General features: G+C 62.4%; 15 protein-coding genes. 10 read left to right on the top strand and 5 right to left on the bottom strand.

Annotation, left to right across the window (positions count from 1 at the left end; genetic code table 11):
* Positions 1–127: 127 nt before the first annotated feature.
* Positions 128–1090, top strand: a complete 963-nt coding sequence (locus VXJ25_RS08965; RefSeq protein WP_330958875.1) for a hypothetical protein — start codon at positions 128–130, stop codon at positions 1088–1090.
* Between the two features lie 115 nt (positions 1091–1205).
* Here VXJ25_RS08965 and VXJ25_RS08960 read toward each other — a convergent pair whose 3' ends face one another.
* Together VXJ25_RS08960 and VXJ25_RS08955 are read right to left on the bottom strand one after the other, a co-directional pair.
* Positions 1206–1430 carry a hypothetical protein gene (locus tag VXJ25_RS08960; RefSeq protein WP_330958874.1) on the bottom strand — a complete coding sequence of 75 codons (225 nt, stop codon included), beginning with the start codon at positions 1428–1430 and terminating at the stop codon, positions 1206–1208.
* Between the two features lie 149 nt (positions 1431–1579).
* A complete protein-coding gene (locus tag VXJ25_RS08955) occupies positions 1580–1858 on the bottom strand; it encodes a hypothetical protein (RefSeq protein ID WP_330958873.1) in 279 nt (92 codons plus the stop codon).
* Between VXJ25_RS08955 and VXJ25_RS09710 the strand changes: the two genes are divergently transcribed.
* The 9 genes from VXJ25_RS09710 (at position 1743) to VXJ25_RS08915 (ending at position 15663) form a co-directional block, all read left to right on the top strand.
* The gene (locus VXJ25_RS09710; protein ID WP_407941930.1) at positions 1743–2030 is read left to right on the top strand and encodes a helix-turn-helix domain-containing protein; all 288 of its coding nucleotides are present in this window, start codon (positions 1743–1745) and stop codon (positions 2028–2030) included. The genes VXJ25_RS08955 and VXJ25_RS09710 overlap by 116 nt on opposite strands.
* Positions 1919–2311, top strand: a complete 393-nt coding sequence (locus tag VXJ25_RS08950) for a hypothetical protein (RefSeq protein ID WP_330958872.1) — start codon at positions 1919–1921, stop codon at positions 2309–2311. The genes VXJ25_RS09710 and VXJ25_RS08950 overlap by 112 nt, the downstream gene beginning before the upstream one ends.
* 15 nt (positions 2312–2326) lie before the next feature.
* The gene (locus tag VXJ25_RS08945; protein WP_330958871.1) at positions 2327–2848 is read left to right on the top strand and encodes a hypothetical protein; all 522 of its coding nucleotides are present in this window, start codon (positions 2327–2329) and stop codon (positions 2846–2848) included.
* 567 nt (positions 2849–3415) lie between these two features.
* On the top strand, positions 3416–4672 hold the full coding sequence (locus VXJ25_RS08940; protein WP_330958870.1) for a DEAD/DEAH box helicase: 1257 nt from the start codon (positions 3416–3418) through the stop codon (positions 4670–4672).
* A 66-nt stretch (positions 4673–4738) separates the two neighbouring features.
* Complete coding sequence (locus tag VXJ25_RS08935) at positions 4739–6913, top strand: helicase-related protein (protein WP_330958869.1); 2175 nt, start codon at positions 4739–4741, stop codon at positions 6911–6913.
* Complete coding sequence (locus VXJ25_RS08930; RefSeq protein ID WP_330958868.1) at positions 6895–9690, top strand: DUF1156 domain-containing protein; 2796 nt, start codon at positions 6895–6897, stop codon at positions 9688–9690. The genes VXJ25_RS08935 and VXJ25_RS08930 overlap by 19 nt, the downstream gene beginning before the upstream one ends.
* Before the next feature lie 21 nt (positions 9691–9711).
* On the top strand, positions 9712–13110 hold the full coding sequence (locus VXJ25_RS08925) for a Swt1 family HEPN domain-containing protein (protein WP_330958867.1): 3399 nt from the start codon (positions 9712–9714) through the stop codon (positions 13108–13110).
* A 38-nt stretch (positions 13111–13148) separates the two neighbouring features.
* Entirely contained in the window at positions 13149–14771 is a 1623-nt protein-coding gene (locus tag VXJ25_RS08920) for an ATP-dependent nuclease (protein WP_330958866.1), read from the top strand.
* A gap of 40 nt (positions 14772–14811) precedes the next feature.
* Positions 14812–15663, top strand: a complete 852-nt coding sequence (locus VXJ25_RS08915) for a DNA adenine methylase (RefSeq protein WP_330958865.1) — start codon at positions 14812–14814, stop codon at positions 15661–15663.
* Positions 15664–15881: 218 nt separating this feature from the next.
* On the opposite strand, the gene VXJ25_RS08910 is transcribed toward VXJ25_RS08915, so the two are convergent.
* The 3 genes from VXJ25_RS08910 to VXJ25_RS08900 all read right to left on the bottom strand — a co-directional run.
* The gene (locus VXJ25_RS08910; protein WP_330958864.1) at positions 15882–17042 is read right to left on the bottom strand and encodes an IS256 family transposase; all 1161 of its coding nucleotides are present in this window, start codon (positions 17040–17042) and stop codon (positions 15882–15884) included.
* A gap of 229 nt (positions 17043–17271) precedes the next feature.
* Positions 17272–18777 (bottom strand): ParB N-terminal domain-containing protein, encoded by a 1506-nt coding sequence (locus VXJ25_RS08905; RefSeq protein WP_330958863.1) that lies wholly within the window; start codon positions 18775–18777, stop codon positions 17272–17274.
* A gap of 1046 nt (positions 18778–19823) precedes the next feature.
* A partial coding sequence (locus VXJ25_RS08900) for a transposase (RefSeq protein ID WP_330958862.1) occupies positions 19824–20613 on the bottom strand: 790 nt, incomplete at its 5' end.

Here is a 20613-nt window from a genome sequence, read left to right as displayed (position 1 = left end):
GCGCGACCCGGACGGGCCGCGCCCCCTCTTTCTGCGCCGGGCGGGATACGTTTCCGCTAAAACGGGTTAAGGGCATTAAGGTATCTTTAGGTTGTTTTAACTGCCTCCCGCAAATGAGGAGTGGGATATGAGAAGACCCTTGGTCATCCCTATTGTGCTCGCGGCAAGCCTCTCGCTGCTGCCGCTCGCCGGCTGCGGGAAGGCACAGTCTGCCGCGATTGCAGAAGGTGGTTCCAGCTCGGCGACCTCCTCGGTCGAGAAACGAGACATCCAAGATTTCAATCTGACTGAGACCTTCTCGTACCAGGGAGTGGCATTTCTCGGTGACCCGTCTTGGGACGCATCCGCGGACGATTATGAGTACACCGTCTTCTTTGACGGAATGACACATTACAGCCCCCGTCACATCTGGGTGCATACGGCACTCCACGGACAGACCGCGACGTTGGAGGGTGCCTTCAGGGAATACTATGCCTCAGTTGACGCACCTATCCAGACCGACACCTGGACGAAGGACGGCGTCACGTACGCTTCCGGTTATTACGAGACCTCCGGTGGACGCATCTACCTGCTGAGCGGATCGGACTCCGCGACTGGGAGGGGCTTCCTGCTCAACCTTACCATTGCCAATGACGGCTCTACGGAGGACCAGCAGAAGAATCTGTTCGACAAGATTGTGGCGACCATCGAATACGACTCCTCTCAGACAAATATTGATTACCATGAGGCCTTTGCCAAGGCGAATAGCAGCACGGGCGACGGCTCCTCAAACGGCACGAACTCCTCTTCTGGGACCAACACTTCCGACGAGACAACATCGCAAACCAGCAGTGAATCCGACGGGACTGACCCTCAGGCAACAAAGCAGTACGGCACGGGGACGTACAAGGTGGGGAGCGATCTCCCCGCGGGCGAGTACAAGCTGACCTGTACCGACACCGTGCCCGCCTACTGGGCAGTAACCAACTCATCCGCGCCCGATGCGCAGATTGTGGGCAACGACAACTTCACCGGCACCACGTACGTGACCGTGAGTGACGGTCAGTATCTGAAGCTGGTGCGCTGCGTGGCGGAGCCCACTGGCGAGTAGCGCGACACGAAAGGTATGCTGCTACGGCGACCACTACCCTCCCCGGGGCGTGGTCGCCGCGATGGACTTGGACACGCAAGGGAATGGATGCCGACGATGGAGTCGTTTCTCTCCACTACGGACTCTTGCCCGGTATCCTCACGTTACAGAGCGCGTCCAGGAAGTGGCGCCGGCAACCTGCTGAATCGTGAAGCCGGGAGTGCGTGACGAGGCCGAGAACGTCCGCCCTGGGCAGGCGCCCGTCGCATCCCTGGATGCTTTGCGCCTCGTCTCCCAGGGCGCCGGCGATCCCCTCGGCCACGTACTTGCTGTTCCCCGTCGCGGAGAAGTAGTAGACCAACTTCCGATACCTCGCATCCTTGATGTCGCGTGCCCCCACATTCTAGGGCGCGGCGGGGCCGTGGCCTGGACGGGCGCCCCCTTCGCCACGTTCCGTGCAAAGTCCCCCGAATTCAGACTTCACCCGAACGCTTCTCAAAGTCATCCGAACTAGTACGGCTGTGTTGTGGACATCAGTGATATCGGGGCGGCAGTGACGCCGCCTTGAGACATCGCCGGAAAGGGATGACCATAGTTGGCAAAGAGGCCAAGCAGGCAGAGGGGGAAGCGGGAGAGGACGTACTCGCGCCTCACCAAGGCTGACAGGAGGTCCATCGAGGAGGGCCTCGACCGCAACCTGTCGATCAGGAAGATCGCCGACGAAGTCGGCAAGTCCGTCTCGACCGTCCACGACGAGGTCATGCGCCACCGCTTCGTGACCTCGCCCATGGCACGCTACGGAGACCCGACCCCAAGGGACCTGGAGGTGGTCTGCGCGCGTCTCGGAAGGTGGCCAGGTGCTGCAACGGCTGCAAGAGGCGTGGCGGCTACGGACGCCCCATCAGGCCGAAGGTCTACTACCGGGCTTCGATGGCCCAGAGGGCGGCAGACGCGACCCTGAGCGAGGCCAGGCTCGGCGTGGACGAGGACGAGCGGGAGTTCGAGGAGAAGGTCCGCGTCGTCAGGGACTGCCTCTCGCGCGGCATCTCGCCCGAGCGGATCGTCCACATCCATCCGGAGCTCGGGCTTTCGAAGTCCACCGTCTACGGCTGGATCGACAGGAGGGACGCCGGCAAGGGCAACATGGACCTGAGGAGGAAGGCCTCCTACAAGCCCCGCCACCGCTCGCTTCCCAGACGCCCCGCCAGGCACCCCCGTGAAGGTCGCACGACGAGTTCCTGAGGCTGCCGGGGGGACGTGCGCGAGAGCGCCTGGGAGATGGACGCCGTCGAGGGGAGGAAGGTGGACACCCAATGCCTGCCCGCGCTCTACCACAGGCCTTCCGACTTCCAGCTAGCGTTTCCCATCAGGAACCAGACCTCCCCCTCGGTCCTCCATGGCCTCGGCCTCGTCCGGGGCGCCCTGGGGTCCGAGGTGGCCGTGAGGCGCGTCTTCTCGCTCGCGCTCAACGACAATGGCGGCGAGTCCGCGGACGAGGAAGCCCTGGCCCATGCCCTCGGCGAGCGCGACGGGGAGTGCAGGCTCCACTGCTGCGGCCCCCGCCGCGCAGACCAGGAGGGCGGCCGCGAGCGCAACCACTCCGAGATCCGCAAGCTGCTGCCCAAGGGCAAGGGTATAAAGTTCGACCTCCTCACGAGGCGTGACGCATCGCTTCTGATGAGCGAGGTCAACTCGGAGCCCAGGGGCAAGCTCGCCTGGCTCTGCCCCTGCGACCTCTTCGCCCAGACCTTCGGGGAGGACGCGGAGCACCTCCTCTAAGCCTTCGGCATCGAGAGGATAGCCCCGGCCGACTTCGACCTCACGCCCCGGCGCCTCGAGCGCGAGCGTGCGCGAAGGGGCGATGCGTCGCTCGTCTAGCCAGCCTACTGACAACCTGACGGGTTCTCGTCGGACCATTCGGCTGGCCTTTGGACGTGCCCCGGGCGGCTGGGGACACCCTTGTGCCAAGACTCATCCGAACGTCCCTCCACAGGCCCATCATCTGGGAGAACGGTGCCGCTGGAGCTTCCAGCAAGACGAAGGGGCGTTCCGATAAGTGCGGGAACGCCCCTTTGGGCTCATTCGTTCGGATGAGATTTGGATTCAACCAGCGGTTGCTGTGCGTTGTCCGAGGCTCCGATGCGCTTGCGGGCTCGTCCGCTGCTGCCATGTGGCCACATCGCGTAAAGTAGAATCTCGTGCGGATTGCAAGGGGTCGTCTCGCGGATGGTGCCAATCGCCTGGTTGTCGGCGCCCCTGCCGGAGGGCTTCTGGCCGCTCGCAGCTCGCTGCGGTATATTGGATGATATTTGATTCTATCGATTTTCGTCCGGAGAGAGGGATGCGGTGAGGCTGGAGGAGCTCAAGGCCGGAATGCGCGTGGAGGGTGTGCTCCCCACCGAGGTGGTGGAAGTCGTGGCCGTGACACCCAGGGGCAGCGCGACCAACCTCGTGTACCAGCGGCTCGACGGCTCCTTCGACTCCGTGTCGCTCTACCCGGACGACCTCGCGCACGTGTGGCCGGTCACGGCGCAGTCCGGGCGGCGCTACGACGCCGACCCTGACGCGTTCCTTTTGGCCTCCGAGGCGCTGCGCATACGCTACTCCTACGTGTTCGACCCGCGGCTCGCCATGCACACCTCCATCATCGAGCCGCTGCCGCACCAGATCACGGCCGTGTACGAGGACATGCTCCCCAGGCAGCCACTCAGGTTCCTCCTCGCAGACGACCCCGGCGCGGGCAAGACCATCATGGCGGGACTCCTCATCAAGGAGCTTATGATTCGCGGCGAGGTGGAGCGCTGTCTCATCGTGTGCCCGGGAAGCCTCGTGCAGCAGTGGGTGGAGGACGAGCTCGGACCGAAGTTCGGCCTTGAGTTCCGGATGCTCACCAACGACGTGGTGGACTCCACGCGCACGGACAACCCCTTCCGCGACATCCCGCTCATGGTGGCCTCTATGGACAAGCTCGCCCGCGACGAGCGGTTGCAGGCAATGCTTCGCGAGGTGAGCTGGGACCTCGTGGTGGTGGACGAGGCGCACAAGATGGCCGCGCACGTGAACGGCCGCAAGGTGGACTACACGCACCGTTACCGCCTGGGCCAGCTGCTCAGCTCCACGACGCGCAACCTCCTGCTCATGACCGCCACGCCGCACAACGGCAAGGAGGCCGACTTCCAGGAGTTCATGAAGCTTCTCGACCCCGACCGCTTCGAGGGCGGGGCGCGCTCCGGTCTCGCCCGCGACCTCGGCGGCCTTATGCGGCGCCTGCAGAAGGAGGAGCTTCTGTCCTTCGAGGGCAAGCCGCTCTTCCCGATACGCGAGGCGCGCACGGCCGCCTATACGCTCACGCCCGCCGAGCAGGCGCTCTACGAGCACGTGAGCGACTACGTGCGCGAGGGCTTCAACCGCGCCGAGGCCATCGTGCGCGCCGACCGCAAGAACGCCGTGGGCTTCGCGCTCACGTCGCTGCAACGTAGGCTCGCGTCCTCGCCCATGGCGGCGTGGCGCTCGCTCGGGCGGCGACGCAAGCGGCTGGAGGAGCTGGCACAGGAGGTGCGCGAACACGGCACTTACACCGCCCACGGCCGAGGCCACGGGTAGGGCTCGCCCGACTGGGACGAGTGGGACGCCGACGACCTGGAGGACTTCGAGGACACGGACACCGTGATGCTCGACGACGCCACGGCGTCGGAAACCCTCGACGAGCTGGAGGCCGAGATCGCCGAGCTCAAGGCGTTGGAGGCCGAGGCGGCCGACGTGCTGCACGCGGGCGAGGACCGCAAGTGGCGCGAGCTCCTGCGCCTGCTTGAGAGCCCGCAGATGCGCGACGCGGAGGGCCGTCGCGAGAAACTCCTCGTGTTCACCGAGTACACCGACACGCTTGAGTACCTTGAGGGCAAGCTCGCGAGCTACCTCGGCTCGGCCGAGCGGCTGCGCGCCATACGCGGTGGCATGAACCGCGACGAGCGGCGGCGCGTGGAGGCCGACTTCAAGCAGGACCCCAAGGTGAGCGTGCTCGTGGCCACCGACGCCGCCGGCGAGGGCATCAACCTGCAGGTGGCGCACATCCTCATCAACTACGACCTGCCGTGGAACCCCAACCGCATCGAGCAGCGCTTCGGGCGCATCCACCGCATCGGCCAGCGGCACACCTGCTACATGTACAACCTCGTGGCCGACGGCACGCGCGAGGGCGACGTGTGGCACCGGCTCTTCGACAAGCTGGAGCAGGAGAGCGCCACGCTCAACGGGCGCGTGTTCGACGTGCTGGGCCAGGTGACCTACGACGACAAGTCGCTCGGCGACCTGCTGCTCGAATCCATCCGCGAGGACCAGACGCCCGCGCGGCAGGCCTACCTCGACACCGTGATCGACAGCTCGCTCGACACCGAGAGCCTGCGGCGCATCATGGCGCGCGACGTGCTGGCCACCGACTCGCTTGACGTGGAGGACGTGCGGCGCGTGCGGGCCGACATCGAGCGCGCCAACGCCGCGCGCCTGCAGCCCCACTACATCCAGAGCTTCTTCGCGCGAGCGATTGAGGACTTGGGCGGGCATTTGGCCTCGAACCGCGATGGGACGTGGCGCATCCGCCGGGTGCCGCTCGCGCTGCGCGTGAGTTCGGCCACCGGGGCGCGCCGGCCGCTTTCGGACGGCTACGCCTCGCTCGCCTTTGACAAGGACGACGTGGCCGACCCGGGAAGGACCGACCTCGTGGCCGTGGGGCACCCGCTATTGGACGCTGCCGTTGAGGAGACGCTCGCCAAGCACGCGGGCGCGCTGGACCATGGCACCGTGCTCGTGGACGACGGCAACCGCACGCTGGGGCCGCGCCTCATGCTCGCGTACTCGCTCTCGCTCGCCGACGGAGGCGGCCAGGAGGTGGAGCGGCGCATCTACTACGTTGAGGTGGAGCAGGGTCACGAGCCCGCGACCTTCGGACAGGCACCCTACATCGACTACCGCGCGCCCAACGAGGACGAGGCTGCGGCCATAGATCGCGGCGTGGCCGACCCTCTCGCGATTCCTACCGACGCAGAGGAGCGGGCGGAGGCGCTGCTCATGGCTGGTCCCGTGGCCGAGGACGTGCGCAGGCTCGGGGCTGAGCGCCAGGAGCGCGTGGACCGCGTGGCCGACGCCGTGCGGCAGCGGCTCAACCATGCCATCGCCTCCGCGAGCACCGATGCCGAGCGCTGGGCCGAGAAGGCCCGCCGGGGCGACGAAGGGGCGCGCCTCACCGCGTCGAACCGCCGGCGCGACCTGGAGCAGCTCAAGATGCGCCGCGAGGTGCGGCTACGCGAGCTGGAGGGCCAGCGCGTCGTGCGGCCCAAGCCCCTGCGCCTGGTGGAGGCGGCGATTGTGTTCCCCTCGCGGATGCTCCGGCAGGCGCCGGAGGCCGCCAAGGACGCCTTCGAAGCACGCAAGGCAAGCGAGCAGCGCGGCATGGACGCCGTGATGCTCATCGAGCACTCTCTCGGGCACGATCCCACCGACGTCTCGCGCCAGAACGTGGGCTGGGACGTGGAGTCGCGTGTGCCCCACGCCGACGGCACCGAGGACATCCTCTTCATCGAGAGCAAGGGCGTGCGCGAGGACGCGGACACCGTGACGTTTTCCGCCAATGAGGTGTTGAAGGCAGCCGGCAACCGCGCGAGCTTCGTACTCGCCGTGACGCGACCGCACGGCTCCGGCTCCACGACCACCTACTACCACGACGCCATCCGCAACGACTACAACCAGGCGCTCGACTCCTACCCCTTCAAGCTCAGCGAGCTTGGGCGGCGGGCCGCGAGCACCGAGACCTACGACATCGAGGGAAGCACATGCACGCGAAGAAGCTGATAGAGACCTCCATCCCGCTGGACGAGATCAACGCGCAGGCCGTGAGGGAGAAGTCCATCCGCAAGGGGCATCCCTCGACGCTGCACCTGTGGTGGGCGCGGCGGCCGCTCGCGGCGGCGCGCTGCGTCATCTTCGCGAGCATGGTAGACGACCCCAGCGAGCACCCCGAGCTCTTCCCTACGCAGGAGGAGCAGGACAAGGAGCGCGACAGGCTCTTCGGTATCATCAAGCGGCTCGCCGACTGGGACAACATCGGCAACGAACGGCTCTACGAAGAAGCCCACGCCGAGATGGTGAAGTACGCCCCCGACGGGAAACTGCCCGAGTTCCTCGATCCCTTCGCGGGGGGTGGTGCACTACCGCTCGAGGCTCAGCGCTTAGGGCTTAAAGCACACGCGGCCGACCTCAACCCGATTCCTGTGACCATCAACCGGGCCATGATCGACATCCCGGCCCGGTTCTGCGGGCAGGACCCCGTGAACCCCGAGGCCCGTAGGAGCGGCCTTAAGGGCACCTACCCGCGCGCCACGGGCCTCGCCTCCGACGTGGAGTACTACGCAAACGTCATGCGCGAGCGCGCCAAAGAGCGCATCGGCCATAACTACCCCGACGTTGAGGTGACGAAGGGAAACGTGACCAGAAAGGCCACGCCCATCGCCTACATCTGGGCGCGCACAGTGACATGCCCCAACCCCGCCTGCCGCCATGAGACGCCGCTCGTGAAGTCTTTCTGGTTGTCAAAGAAGAAGGCTCATCTTGCTTATGTAGAACCGATTGCCAGCGATGGTCAAATGCGCTATGAGGTGCACTTTGAGGGCGATGGCAGTCCTGCTGATTTCGAGCACGTCCATGGCAGCACCGTTGATCGCCATGGGGCAATATGCCTACACTGCGGTTCTCCTATCTCGCTTGATTACATTCGTGCCGAGAGCCGTGAACATGGTCTCGGTAGCCACCTTATGGCCATCGTGAGCGAGAGCCCTTTCGGAAAAGGAAGATGGTATTCAAGCCCCAGCGAATCGGACTTACTGGCTGCTCAGGTTCACAGACCATCAAATGTTCCTGCTGGCAGGTTGGCAAAGAAATACACAGGCGGCTCATGTGTCACCTACGGCTTTGACACCTTTGACAAGCTCTTCACCAATCGCCAGCTGACAGCACTCACCACTCTTTCAGACATCGTCGCTGACATCCGGCCGACTATCGAGTTGGATGCCGGCACTGCGGGCATGGCCGATGACCATATCGGGCTTAAGGATGGTGGCTCTGGTGCTAAGGCGTATGCTGAGGCGGTTTCGGTTTACCTCGCCTTCATGGTGGACAAGGAGTCTGACTACTGCTCCTCGATTTGCATCTGGCACACCACTAGAGAAACGATGGCAAACACCATGAGGCGTCAAGCAATTCCGATGACATGGGACTATGCCGAAGTTAATCCGCTATCTATATCGTCGGGCTCTTTTCATAGCATGATAGGTCAGATAGCCGAAGCTATAAAGACATTGCCAGCTCTACCCGCAAGTGACGCCATCCAGCGTGACGCCACAAAGACAGAGGGGCTTTCCAACCTGCTCGTGTCTACGGACCCGCCCTACTACGACAATATCGACTACTCCGACTTGTCGGACTACTTCTACGTATGGATGCGCCGCAGCCTGAAGGACGTATGGCCTGAAACTTTCGGGACAATGCTTACGCCGAAATCTGAGGAACTCGTGGCTGTCGCATGGCGCTTCGATGGCGGTGCTGAGGAGGCAAAAACCTTCTTTGAGAATGGTATGCGTGAGACCTTCACTCGACTGACCAAAGCCATGTCGGATGATTATCCCATGACCGTCTACTACGCATACAAGCAGTCAGAAAGCACTGATGACGGCCGTACCTCCTCTGGCTGGGAAACGATGCTTCAAGCCCTGATGGATGCTGGACTACAGATCACGGGCACTTGGCCGATGAGGACTGAGCTGACAACCGCGTTGAAGGGTAAAGTCAACGCCCTCGCTTCGTCTATCGTACTTGTGTGTAGACGCCGCACAGATGAAGCACCGGTTATCGACCGTCCGGGTTTTCTCCGCGCGCTGCGGCGCGGCCTGCGCAACGGCCTCGCGGACTTGCAGCAGGGCTCCATCGCGCCTGTTGACCTGGCCCAGGCGGCCATCGGGCCGGGCATGGCGGCGTTCTCGAGGTACGCGCAGGTCATCGAGGCCGACGGGCGGCCCATGAGCGTGCACACGGCGCTCGGCATCATCAATGAGCAGCTCGACGCCCTCATGGGCGAGAGCGGCGAGGACCTGGACGGCGAGACGCGCTTCTGCCTTTCGTGGTACGCGCAGTATGGCTTCGACAAGGGGCCCTTCGGCGACGCCGAGACGCTGCGCAACGCGCGCGGGGCGTCGCTTGCGGCCCTCACCGACGCGGGCGTGCTGGAGAGCGGCAGCGGCAAGGTGCGGCTCGTGCGGCCCACCGAGGTTGCCGACATCAAGCAGGCGCGGCTTGCCCCCTCGTGCTGGAGCGACCTCATGGCCGAGGTGGGGGCGCTAGAGTCTCGCGACGGCGTGGGCGGGGCCGCTAAGGTGGTGGCCGGCTTCGACGACGCGCGGGCCGAGCGCACCAAGTCGCTCGCGTATCTGCTCTTCCAGACGGCGGAGCGCGGCGGGCGCGGCGAGGACGCCCAGCTGTTCAACGACCTCGTGACCTCGTGGGGCGATGTCACCGAGCGGGCCGAGGCGCTGCGGCGCGAGGCGCCCGTGCAGCAGACGCTCGACCTGGGGCTCTAGTACTTTAGGCAGGAGGCTGACATGGCAATCGGGATGGACAACAACGCGCTCGTCGGGAGCGCCTTCGATGCGATGCGCCCCACGCTGGGCGCCTTCATCATGCGCGAGATGATCCGCAACTACCACGACGGGTGGTGGGACGAGGGCGTGCTCGGGCACCTCTACGACGACCAGCACCGCGACGTGGCGAACGTGGGGACATCCGACACCGAGCGCATCGACTCGCTCGACATCCTGCTCATGCTGCGCCTGGTGGTGCAGTCGTGGAAGGACGTGTTTCGCCCCGTAATGGACCGCCGGAGCCAGACCTGGGTGCGCGAGCTCATCGACACGCGCAACGCCTGGGCGCACCGCACGGGCGACGGATTCACCGACGACGACACGGCACGGGCCCTCGACACGATGGCGCGCTTCATGGACCAGATTGACCCCGAGACGGCCGTGGCCATCCGCGACCTGCGCCGCGAGCTCATGACGCCCGTGGAGGCAGTGCCCGCTCCGGAGCCGCGGGAAACCACGTGGAGCGCCATGGCACCGAACACGAAACCGCACACCGGTACCGGGGCCCTGCGCCCCTGGAGGAGCGTGGTGGCACCCAAGGCCGACGTTGCGCGCGGGCAGTTCAAGACCGCCGAGTTCGCCATCGACCTGGCCAACGTGGCCAAGGGCGAGGCGCGCTTCGAGTACCAGGACCCCAAGGAGTTCTTCTCGCGCACCTACATCACGCAGGGCATGAGGTCGCTCCTTATGAGCGCGCTCAAGCGCGTGTCGGTAACTGACGACGATGACGGCGACCCCGTGGTGGAGCTCAAGACGGCCTTCGGCGGTGGCAAGACGCACAGCATGCTGGCCGTGTACCACCTGATGCGCACCTCCAAGATCGCGCGCGAGCTGCCGGGCGTGGCCGAGGTAATGGACGAGGCGCGGGTGCCGAGCCTGCCCGACAAGGTGTACGTGGCCACGCTCGTGGGCACCGACCTCGACCCCTCGTCCTCGAAGAACCCGCCGTTTTTGCAGGGCAAAGTGAACACGCTCTGGGGCGAGATGGCCTACCAGCTATGCCTGCAGAAGGGCGACCCCGCGCCCTACGCCATCGTGCGCTCAGCCGACTCCAAGGGCGTGGCACCCGGCGCGGACGCGCTCAAGCGGCTCTTCGACGCAATAGGGCCCTGCGTCATCCTCATCGACGAGTTCGTGGCCTACGCTCGCAACCTCTACCACAACGATGGCAAATACCTGCCGGCCGGCACCTTCGAAAACGTGCTCTCGTTCATGCAGCAGCTGACCGAGGCCGTGAAGCGCACCGAGAACTGCATGCTCATCGCCTCCCTGCCCGAGAGCGAGCGCGAGCTGGGCGGAGAGGGCGGCAAGGTGGCGCTCGAGCGCGTGGAGCAGATCTTCGGGCGCGTGAACTCCATCTGGCGCGCCGCCACCAACGAGGAGGGCTTCGAGATCGTGAAGAAACGCCTCTACCAAGGCTACGACGAGACGCTGGTCGAGCCCGTGGTAGACGCCTACATGGCCTACTACGCGGCCGACCCCGACAAGTTCCCCGTGGAGTGCCGCGACGGTGCGTACCGCGAGAGGATGCTGAGGTGCTACCCCATCCACCCGCAGGTGTTCGATAGGCTCTACAGCGACTGGAGCACGCTCCCCAACTTCCAGCGCACGCGCGGCGTGCTGCGCCTGATGGCGACCGTAATCCACGAACTGTGGGAGGCCAACGACGCCGACCCACTCATCATGCCGGGCTCCATCGACTTCTCGGATGCGCGGGTGCGCGAGGAGATACTGCAGTACCTCGACCCCGCCTGGAACGCCGTGGTGGACACCGACGTGGACGGCGAGCAGTCGATACCGGGGGCCATCGACCGCGGCAGCGGGCGGTTCTCGGGCCCGAAGGCGGCGCGGCGCATGGCGCGGGCGATATTCCTGGGCAGCGCCCCCACCTCGCGCGGCGAGAGCCTGCGGGGGCTCGACACCTCCGACGTGCGGCTGGGCGCGGCCGTGCCCGGCACGCAGGTGACCATCTACGACGACGCGTTGGCCAAGATGCGCGACGAGCTGAGCTACCTCTACACCACCGGCACGCGATACTGGTACGACACGCACCCCACTCTGGAGAAGATGGCGCGCGACCGCGCGAGCAGGCAGGACGTGGCCGCCATCGACGCGCGCGTGGTGGAAATCGTGCGCGCAGCCGAGAGACGGGCCGCGAGCGGGTTCCACTCCGTGAACGTGTGCCCGGCCGACGGCTCCGAGGTGCCCGACGAGCCCTCGCTCGCGCTCGTGGTGGTGCCGCCCTCGAGGCCCCACAACGCGCCGCGCGACCTGGGGCGCTCCGCCGCTGTGGCATGGGCGGCGGACTGCCTGAACACGCGCGGGGCCAGCATGCGCGTGAAACGCAACATGCTGCTCTTCGTGGCGGCCGACCCCACGGGGCTCTCCGAAGCTCGCGACGCCGTGCGCCGCGAGCTTGCCTGGAGGAGCATCGACGACGACGCGGACGCGCTGGAGCTGACGCGCCACGCCCGCGACGACGCGAAGGCCAAGCTCTCGAGCGCCACGCAGCGAGCGTCGCGGCTCGTGCTGGGGGCCTACAAGCACCTCGTGTTCCCGCTGCAGGACGCCGGCGACGCCTCGCGGCTGGAGTGGGACGTGGCGGCCATCCCCGGCAGCGACGCCGTGTCGAAGCGCTCCTACGAGCGCGCCAAGGCCGACGAGCTGGTGGCCGAGGTGTACTCGCCGTTCCTCTTGCAGCGCGACCTGGAGTCGCTGCTCCTGGCCGGACGCGACAGCATCGCCGCCTCCGAGCTATGGGATGACTTCTGCCGCTACTGCTACCTGCGGCGGCTGCGCGACGAGGGCGTGCTGGCCGAGGCCATCGCGCAGGGGGCGGCGAGCAAGGACTACTTCGCCTACGCCGACGGGCAGGACGGCGACGAGCGCTTCTTGGGGCTGCGCATGGGTATGCGGCCGGCGGTGGACCTGCACTCGGGGCTCGTGGTGGCGCGCGAGGCGGCGCTCGCGCAGCTGGCGTTCGACCGGGAGCGGGAGGAGCGGAAGCCCGGGGCGGACGTGCCCGGCTCGTCCCCAGAGCCGGGCAGCCGGCAGCCGGGCAACAGGCCCGATGCGGAACCGGGCGGGAAGCCCGGTGGCGAGCCCGAGACGCCATCCGAGCCGCCGAAGCCCGTGATGCACGACGTGGAGCTGGAAGCCGCTCTCGACCAGTGGTCGGCGGGCTCGGACGTGGGGACCATCGTGGAAGAGATCCTGCAGCGGCTCTACGACCTGCGCGGCTCGAGCGCGCACCTCACACTCTCGGCCGAGGTAAGCGTACCCGGCGGCATCGACGACACGACGCTCAGGACCATCACTGAGAACGCGAACACGCTCGGGGTGACGATCAGAGTGAGGTAGGTCTTCGGTAGGAGCTGGTACTAGGAAGGTACGATAGGTTGAAAGCTGTCCGTCTCTACATTGAAGACTTCAGACAATTCAATGACTGCGAGATTGTCGTTGGCAATAAGTTGACTGCTATTGCCGGCAACAACGGTACTGGGAAGTCAACGATACTCGGCTTATTGGCTAACTCATCCGAGCTACGTGGGCACAAGACGTATATCGGTAAAGCGTTTCGCGGGGAATTTGCCGAACTGTTCTCTGGGTCACCCGATTACGATCCCACAGGTAGAAAGATACGTCTCGACTACCGCGAACATGGTAACAATAAATCAGTAGTATTCAGGACGGCTTGGCAAAACAAGGGAACCAGGTTTCGCGTTATCCCGAAAAGACAGTTGTCCGACGGGAAGACAACGGAGTCAAAACTTGAATCCCCGGTCATCTATCTTGGCTTGTCACGGCTGTACCCATTTGGAGAGGTGGCAGAAGGTGCATTGAAGCGCCACACTCAGCACTGGGACAACGATGACGACCGTGATTGGTTCATAGATAAGTACAAAGGAATCCTCAGCATTCGTTCGACATCCATTGAGTCTGTAAGTAGCTTTGACATTGCCCATTCGAGGAAACACGGAACTGGCGTGCAGACTGGAAGCTATGGTCCTGCCGCCAATTCTGCCGGTCAGGATAACCTTGGGCAGATACTCATGGCTGTTCTTTCTTTCAAGAAACTAAAACACGAACTTGGCGATGAGTGGGATGGTGGGTTGCTTCTTATTGACGAGGTTGATGCCACTTTGCATCCTGCTGCCCAGCGCCGTCTTATTGACTTGCTGCTGAAAGAATCAGGCAAATACGGCTTTCAAGTCATATTCACCACCCACAGCACCGTTGTACTTGAATACCTTGTCGACAAGACTGGACACTTTGCCCAGAGTGGACCAAACGACGTCGAGATTGCTTACCTCACCGATGCAAACAGGAAGCTAGAGGTAAAAAGAAACCCCTCGTGGCATACGATGACTAACGACTTGTTTGTCAGGGGGCCTGGTGGGTCTGCTCCAAGAGTTGGCGTCTTCTCCGAAGACGCTGAGGCAAGATGGCTCATGCGGGAACTCATCGAGACTCTGGCTCCCACGCTAATGCCGCATGTTGACTTCATTGAAGCGAGCTTTGGTTGCAAAACGCTGATACAACTATATGAGCATGACTACCCCTACATGAAGGATCGAATCATCGTCTTCGATGGGGATGTTACAGACGACCAGTTTGGAAAGATTCCGAAGCATTACCTCAAAGAAGCCAACAACGTTGTGAGGTTGCCTGGGACCGTTCGACCAGAGCAAATAATCTGGGACTTTTTAAGCAGCGCCGATGAGTCAGATCCTGTGTGGGAAAGCCTCGGACGTTACGACTATACCTACAGGTCGATCACCGAGAATGGTCCATTGACCAGCGTTTACGCTCAATACAGCCCCGACAGGAACAAGTACAAGGAATGGCTCAAGGATTGCGAAGATGACTTCAGCCGCGCTGGTGTAGTCAAGTGTTGGGTCGCCGCGAATCCTGATCCTGCATGGGGCTTCGTTGAGGCTTTTACAATTGCCTACAACAGCGTTGCCCGAAGAACATCAGCTGACCCTGTGGACACGGCTAAACGACCTGTCAACCCCTAATTATAACGCGATAGTATCTTTTTCGGAAGGAGGTGCTATTATGCCAATCACTTATACGCCATTGCGATTCCCCGGAGGCAAATCCAAGATTTACCCTTTCATCATTTCGCTGATTGAAGCTAACGACCTGCGCGGATGCACCTATGCAGAAGCCTTCTGCGGTGGTGCGGGATTGGCAATGAAGCTCCTCCTTCGAGACGACGTCTCGAAAGTTGTACTGAATGATTATGACCCTGCCGTCTATAGTATTTGGGATGCTGTTGTTAACCATTCTGACGAGTTATGCGACTACATTGAGACAGTCCCGCTGGATATGAATCAATGGTATGCCTGCCGAGACATCTATCGGTCAGCAAGCAGCCCCTCATTTGCATTAGGGAAGGCAGCCTTTTATCTCAATCGCACTAATCGCTCCGGAATACTCACTGGCGGTGTAATCGGCGGAAAAGCGCAAACTGGCGCTTACAAGATTGATGCAAGATTCAACAGAGCCACACTTTGTAGAAAGGTTCGGGCTATTGCTGCTCGGGCGGCAGACATTACGCTCTGCAATCTTGACGCTCTTGTCTTTATGAAAGAAATCGCGCCTGCCATGGAAAACAACTCTCTGCTCTATCTTGACCCACCATATGTCAAGAAGGGACCAGGGTTGTATGAGAACAGCTTCACCGATAATGATCATAGGGTCTTGGCCAAGAGCATGCGGTCTTATGGTGGCAAATGGATGGTTACCTATGACACGGATGCACTTGTGAACGAACTGTATGCTCCGAGTGATGACTGGGGTATTACGGTTGGTGAAATCGAGGTTACCTATAGCGCTTCAAGTACTCGCAACGTAGCTACCGAACGACTTGTGCTTAGCCCTGGTATGAAAATGCCAGAGGGATGAACGCCACCATTAACGTCCACTTTGTGACGTCCCTTTAGCCTGAAGGCATCAGGTTAGGGCCGTCCTCATTTGTCGGCCCATGGACAAAAGGCCAGCTTATAGCGGGTAATATTGATGGCGGAGAGAGGTGCGCCAGGCGCAGAGAGTGACGTACAGTGGGGTACCGTCAAGTTTCTTGCGCACTTTCTGACAGGTGGGTGGCCCGCCGTCCGGTACGGCTACTCGTCTAGCAGCGACACGTCCAGGTAGCGGCGCGACCCCCACTCGCTCTCGGCGACGTACTCGGGCCTGGCGGTCGCCAGCATGAGCGCGCTCCTCCCGTCGGGGAAGGTGTCGACCACCCTCGTGCGCCGCCTGATTTCGCGGTTGATGCGCTCGATGGCGTTGTTGGTGCGGATGCGACGCCAGTGCTCCTGCGGGAATCCCGCGTGCGCGAGCGTCTCCGCGTAGCCCTCGCGCACCACCTTCGCGGCCTCCCTCAGCCCCATCCGCCCCAGCTCGTCCGCCACCGCCAGCGCCTTGGCCTCCGAGGCCTCGCGGGACCCCGTCGCATGGATGGCCCTCAGCATCGCGGCGACCTTCGCGCGCCTCGACTTCGGGACCTTCGACAGGGCATTGCGGTAGAAGTGGACTGTGCACCTCTGGTACGCGGCTTCCGGGAACACCTCCGCGATCGACCCGACCATGCCGGCGGCCTTGTCCCCGACGAACATCCGGACGCCCCTGAGGCCCCGCGACCCGGGCCAGGAGAGGAAATCGCGCCAGCACTCGGACGACTCGGCGAGGCCCTCGGCGGCGCCTATCACCTCCCCGTACCCGTCGTCGTCCGCCCCGATGGCCACCATGACGGCCACGTTCTCGTAGGAGCCTCCCCAGCTGCGCTTCAGGCAGGTGCCGTCCACGCAGACGTAGGGGTATGCGCGCTCGAGGGGCCGGCTGCGCCACGCCTCCACCGCCTCGAAGGCCTTCTCGTTGAGGTTGGAGACGGTGGACGCGGACACGCTGGAACCCCAGAGGGCCTCGCCCGCGTCCTCGATCCTGCGCGTCGAGACGCCCGCCAGGTACATCTCGATCATCGCCTCCTCGACGGAGGTCTCGCGCCTGCGGTAGCGCTCGATGATCGCGGTGGTGAACCTCACGCCCTTCAGCTTGGGCATGTGGAGGGTCACCTCGCCCGAGGTCGTGGCGAGCCTGCGGTCGTAGTGGCCCGCCCGGTAGGCCTCGCGGCCGGCGGTGCGCTCGTACCGCTCCGCGCCGACCAGGTCGTCGGCCTCCTCCTCGAGCAGTGCGTCCGGCGTGTCCTCGACCGTCTGGTGGACCAGCTCCCTCAGGTCCCCCTTCAGGCTCCCCTCGTTCAGTGTTACGATTGGCTCGGGCATGGCTTTCCTCCTGTATGCTTCTTGTCTCGACAACTCGAATCATACCGTGACGAGCCATGCCCTCCTTGCTACCTGGGCACTATGCTGCTGTCAAAGTGCACAAAGAATTGTACGTTGCCTAGCTACCAGCGATAGCCGTGAGCTTATTACCGATAACGACCTCGCAGTTCTCGAACTGACAGAAGTCCTCAATGGATAGACGAATGGCCTTCAACCTCTCTTTGCCTCTCTACGTCCAAACCTCATCGATTATCAAAGCAACGAGTTCCGATTGCCTCACCAATGCGGAGCGATCGACAGCAAGTGTACCGTGTGCCCATTTTGCAAATAGGGCCTCGAAGTTGAACTTGCCATCAATCCACTCGGAGGCAAGTACCATGTTGTTGCGCCCAGCTGTATCTACCTTCGCAGAAATCGCAGGCTTGGCCACGCCCTTCAAAAAGTTGGTGAGCGCCTTGTCCCCGTAATCCTCGCCTTTAGATTCAAAGTACTCGCGAGCAACAGTCTCCATTAACAGTCGTAGTGAAAAGGCCAATATTGGGAGCAAATGGACAAGTTCGCCGGAGTGCTTGAGATACTGCTCATCAATCCAATCTATTCCCCGGTATAAATCGTTCGACCTGCAGCCTTTTGGTCGAAGTGCATGACCGAACATCTTCTTTTCATGACTGTGGCTCACCGGCTTCCTACGAGTCGCACCACTTGTACCCGCTGTATCAGTTTGCTCCTCGCCGGCCACGCTCTCATCTGGGGCATCTCTAGCCTGCTGATACTCAGGCGCTCCCGCAGTCGCTTGCATACGAGTCGCGTGTTGGAAATCAAGTGATGTGGCATCGACAGGTACGCCTGCACTAGTGTGAGCTCTTTCGGTCCCCGGAATAACAACATTGCAACCACTTCCTCCTAAGCTGCCCTCTCCCTCATATTCATCCGGCGTGCCAAGCGAGAGTCGTACCTGTCTTGCACCATCAGGCTCAATGCGTTCCGCAGCTTCTTCGACAAGTCGCATACGCGCCCGCTTGTCGTAGATTGCTCCAACGCCTTTGTCTTTCAGCGTCGAGAGTACGTCAAGCAAGAGATCATCATGACCGCCGCGATAGCGTGCATCGCTAGCTGCCACATCGATGCTTAACATCTCACGAACCTCAGGCGTGGTAATCAATCTACCAAGGTTAGTAGGCGGAATAACAGCAGCAGCTATGAATAAGTCTCCTTGACCATAGTCTCTTTGCAGGTGCTTAACAAAGGAAAGCGCACGTGCGGTTTGTGGGTTAGCCTCCTCGTTGAAGCGTGTCGTTTGGGTTGAGTTCCACTTCACCGTACCGATGCCATTGTTCTCGCCGCCGTGACGTAGCAGAAGGAGCCTACGAATCTCCTGTTCGTCATCACATACGCAGCACTCAATGCAGCGGTGAGCTTGCATCGCCGGCGCCAGCTCCTCAAACTGGGGAGCCAGTTTGCGAAAGTCTTCGGGTATTCGTGCGCTGTTCAAAGAAAGCTTTATGGCAGTTACCCGGCGATTTCCCTCACGAACGAGATAGGTCCTTGTCCCCTCTTTCGGACTGACAACGAGCAGTTCGGAGGCATTAAGGCCATGTTCGGCAATATCGCGAGCGAGGTTCAATATCTTGTTGCCATTCCCAAGTCTTTGATCAACAAGAATCGAATATATCGCATCATCCTCAGTGGACACCGCCTCAAAGCGGGGGTTCTCCTCGTCAATAACGAGGTCCACGACGTCTATCGCTCTGCGCACATTCATAGTTCAGCAACCCATCCTTCGTCTACCGGTACCCTCAAGTTTCTTTCACACTTTCCGACAGGTGGGCGGCTCGCCGTCCGATACGAATATACGTCTAGCAGCAATGCTTTCAGGTGGCTCCGCGACCCCCGCTCGCTCTCTGTGACGTGCTCGGGACTGACAGTCACCAGCATGAGCGCACTCGCCCTGTCGGGGAAGGTGCCGATCACTCTCATTCACCTCTTGATTTCGCGTCCGGGTCACTTGATTGCATCGTTGTTACAGATTCGGCGCCAGTTCTTACGGGGTAGGCGTTCAACGTGTCCCCCATAGACTGACGAACCTGCTCCCCGCACTCCTTCAGGTATTGCTTACCCGACACTACGACAGGCACGAGCATATTCCCCTTCTGCATATCTCTTGCCGCGATAACTCGAATCATACCGCGATGTTCACGCCCACCTTGTCGCCTGCACACCTTCCCTCTGTTAAAGTATGCAAGGAATTGTACGTTATCGGACTATCACCTTTGTCAGCCCTGTCGGAAGCTGCCGAAAGGCTGACTCCGGATTGTCCTCTACCCCATTACAATCTGATTTGGCTTCTCCCCACTCCTGCAGGCTTACGGCTCTCGGTCAGCATGTCGCTTATCCTATTTATCTGGGACATGTCCAGCGTCTTACTTCCCACCTCTCAAGCAGTGAATGGGCCCTGCCATTTGGACGCGACAACATCAATGAATCTTGGGGCGCCCTCTCCGCAATTCTGTGGAAGTACTTCATGCCTACGGGCGGAAGAAACCCCGGATACTTCGGAAGTTCGGCGAAAACATGTTCAACCATGAGCGGCCGTTCTAGATTTTCGTCGATTGCAAGCGGACGTTCGAGCGGAGTCAATAGTCTGAAGAGAGATACTAGTGGGAGACCGTGTCTACCTCTGAGTCCGCTTCCCCGACAGATATTACTGATGTGGCTGTCGCCTTTGAGACACCGGTTTGACTATTCTTGAGGCTTCGGTAGTTTGTGTGACAAGGGGCTAGCCTAGGCAGCAACGCTCTTCGCTCCCTTCACGCCCTTCTTCCTCGCCTTCACCGGGCGACCCGGGAGCTGGGGCTGGCAGTCGCCGCACCTGAGCATGAGCAGGGCCACGAGGTTGTCGGTGTTGCGGAAGCCGTAGCCCATCCTCACCGTCACCTTGATCTTGTTGTTGATGGCCTCTACGCGCCCGTTGCTGATGCCGAGCTCGACTGCGGCGATGATGTCGTCGCGCCGGCGGCGCACCTTCTTCTCCACGGCGACGACCTTGGCGATCTTGCAGTAGGCGGCCCTGTGCATCCAGTCGTCGAGCAGCTCGGCGGCCTCGGAGCCGTCGGCTGCCCGGAAGACGGCCCGCAGGTCCTCCTTGAGCTCCCAGGCCCTGACCAGCCGCGAGCCGGCCCTCTTCTTGAGCGCCTCGAGCCTCGCCCTCTGGCCGTCGGTGAGGTCCTCGGGGCTCTTCACGAGCGCGTAGCGGCTGCCCTTGATGGAGGCCGCCTCCTCCTCGAGCGCCCTGACCTCCTCGGGCGGCAGCTCGCCTTTGGCAGGCCTGCCGCGCTTGCCCTCGGGCCTGGGCCTGGCGGCCCTGGCGGCGGCCCTGGCGGCGTTCCACTCCTCGCAGCGCACGGCGTCGAGCGCGTCGTTCATCCACTGGACCACGTGGAAGGGGTCCATGACCCACCTCGCGTTGGGGCAGCGGCGCTTGACCAGCTGCCTTATCCACCTCGCGCCGTCGGCGGTCACCACCTCTATGGCGCGCCTCTGCTCGCGCGTGAGCTCGTCGAGGAACAGGTTG

The sequence above is a fragment of the Olsenella absiana genome (genome assembly GCF_036408855.1).
Classification (GTDB): Bacteria; Actinomycetota; Coriobacteriia; order Coriobacteriales; family Atopobiaceae; genus Olsenella_K; species Olsenella_K absiana.
The sequence above is the reverse complement of the archived record's forward strand: the minus strand, read 5'-3'. Positions and strand labels throughout refer to the sequence as shown.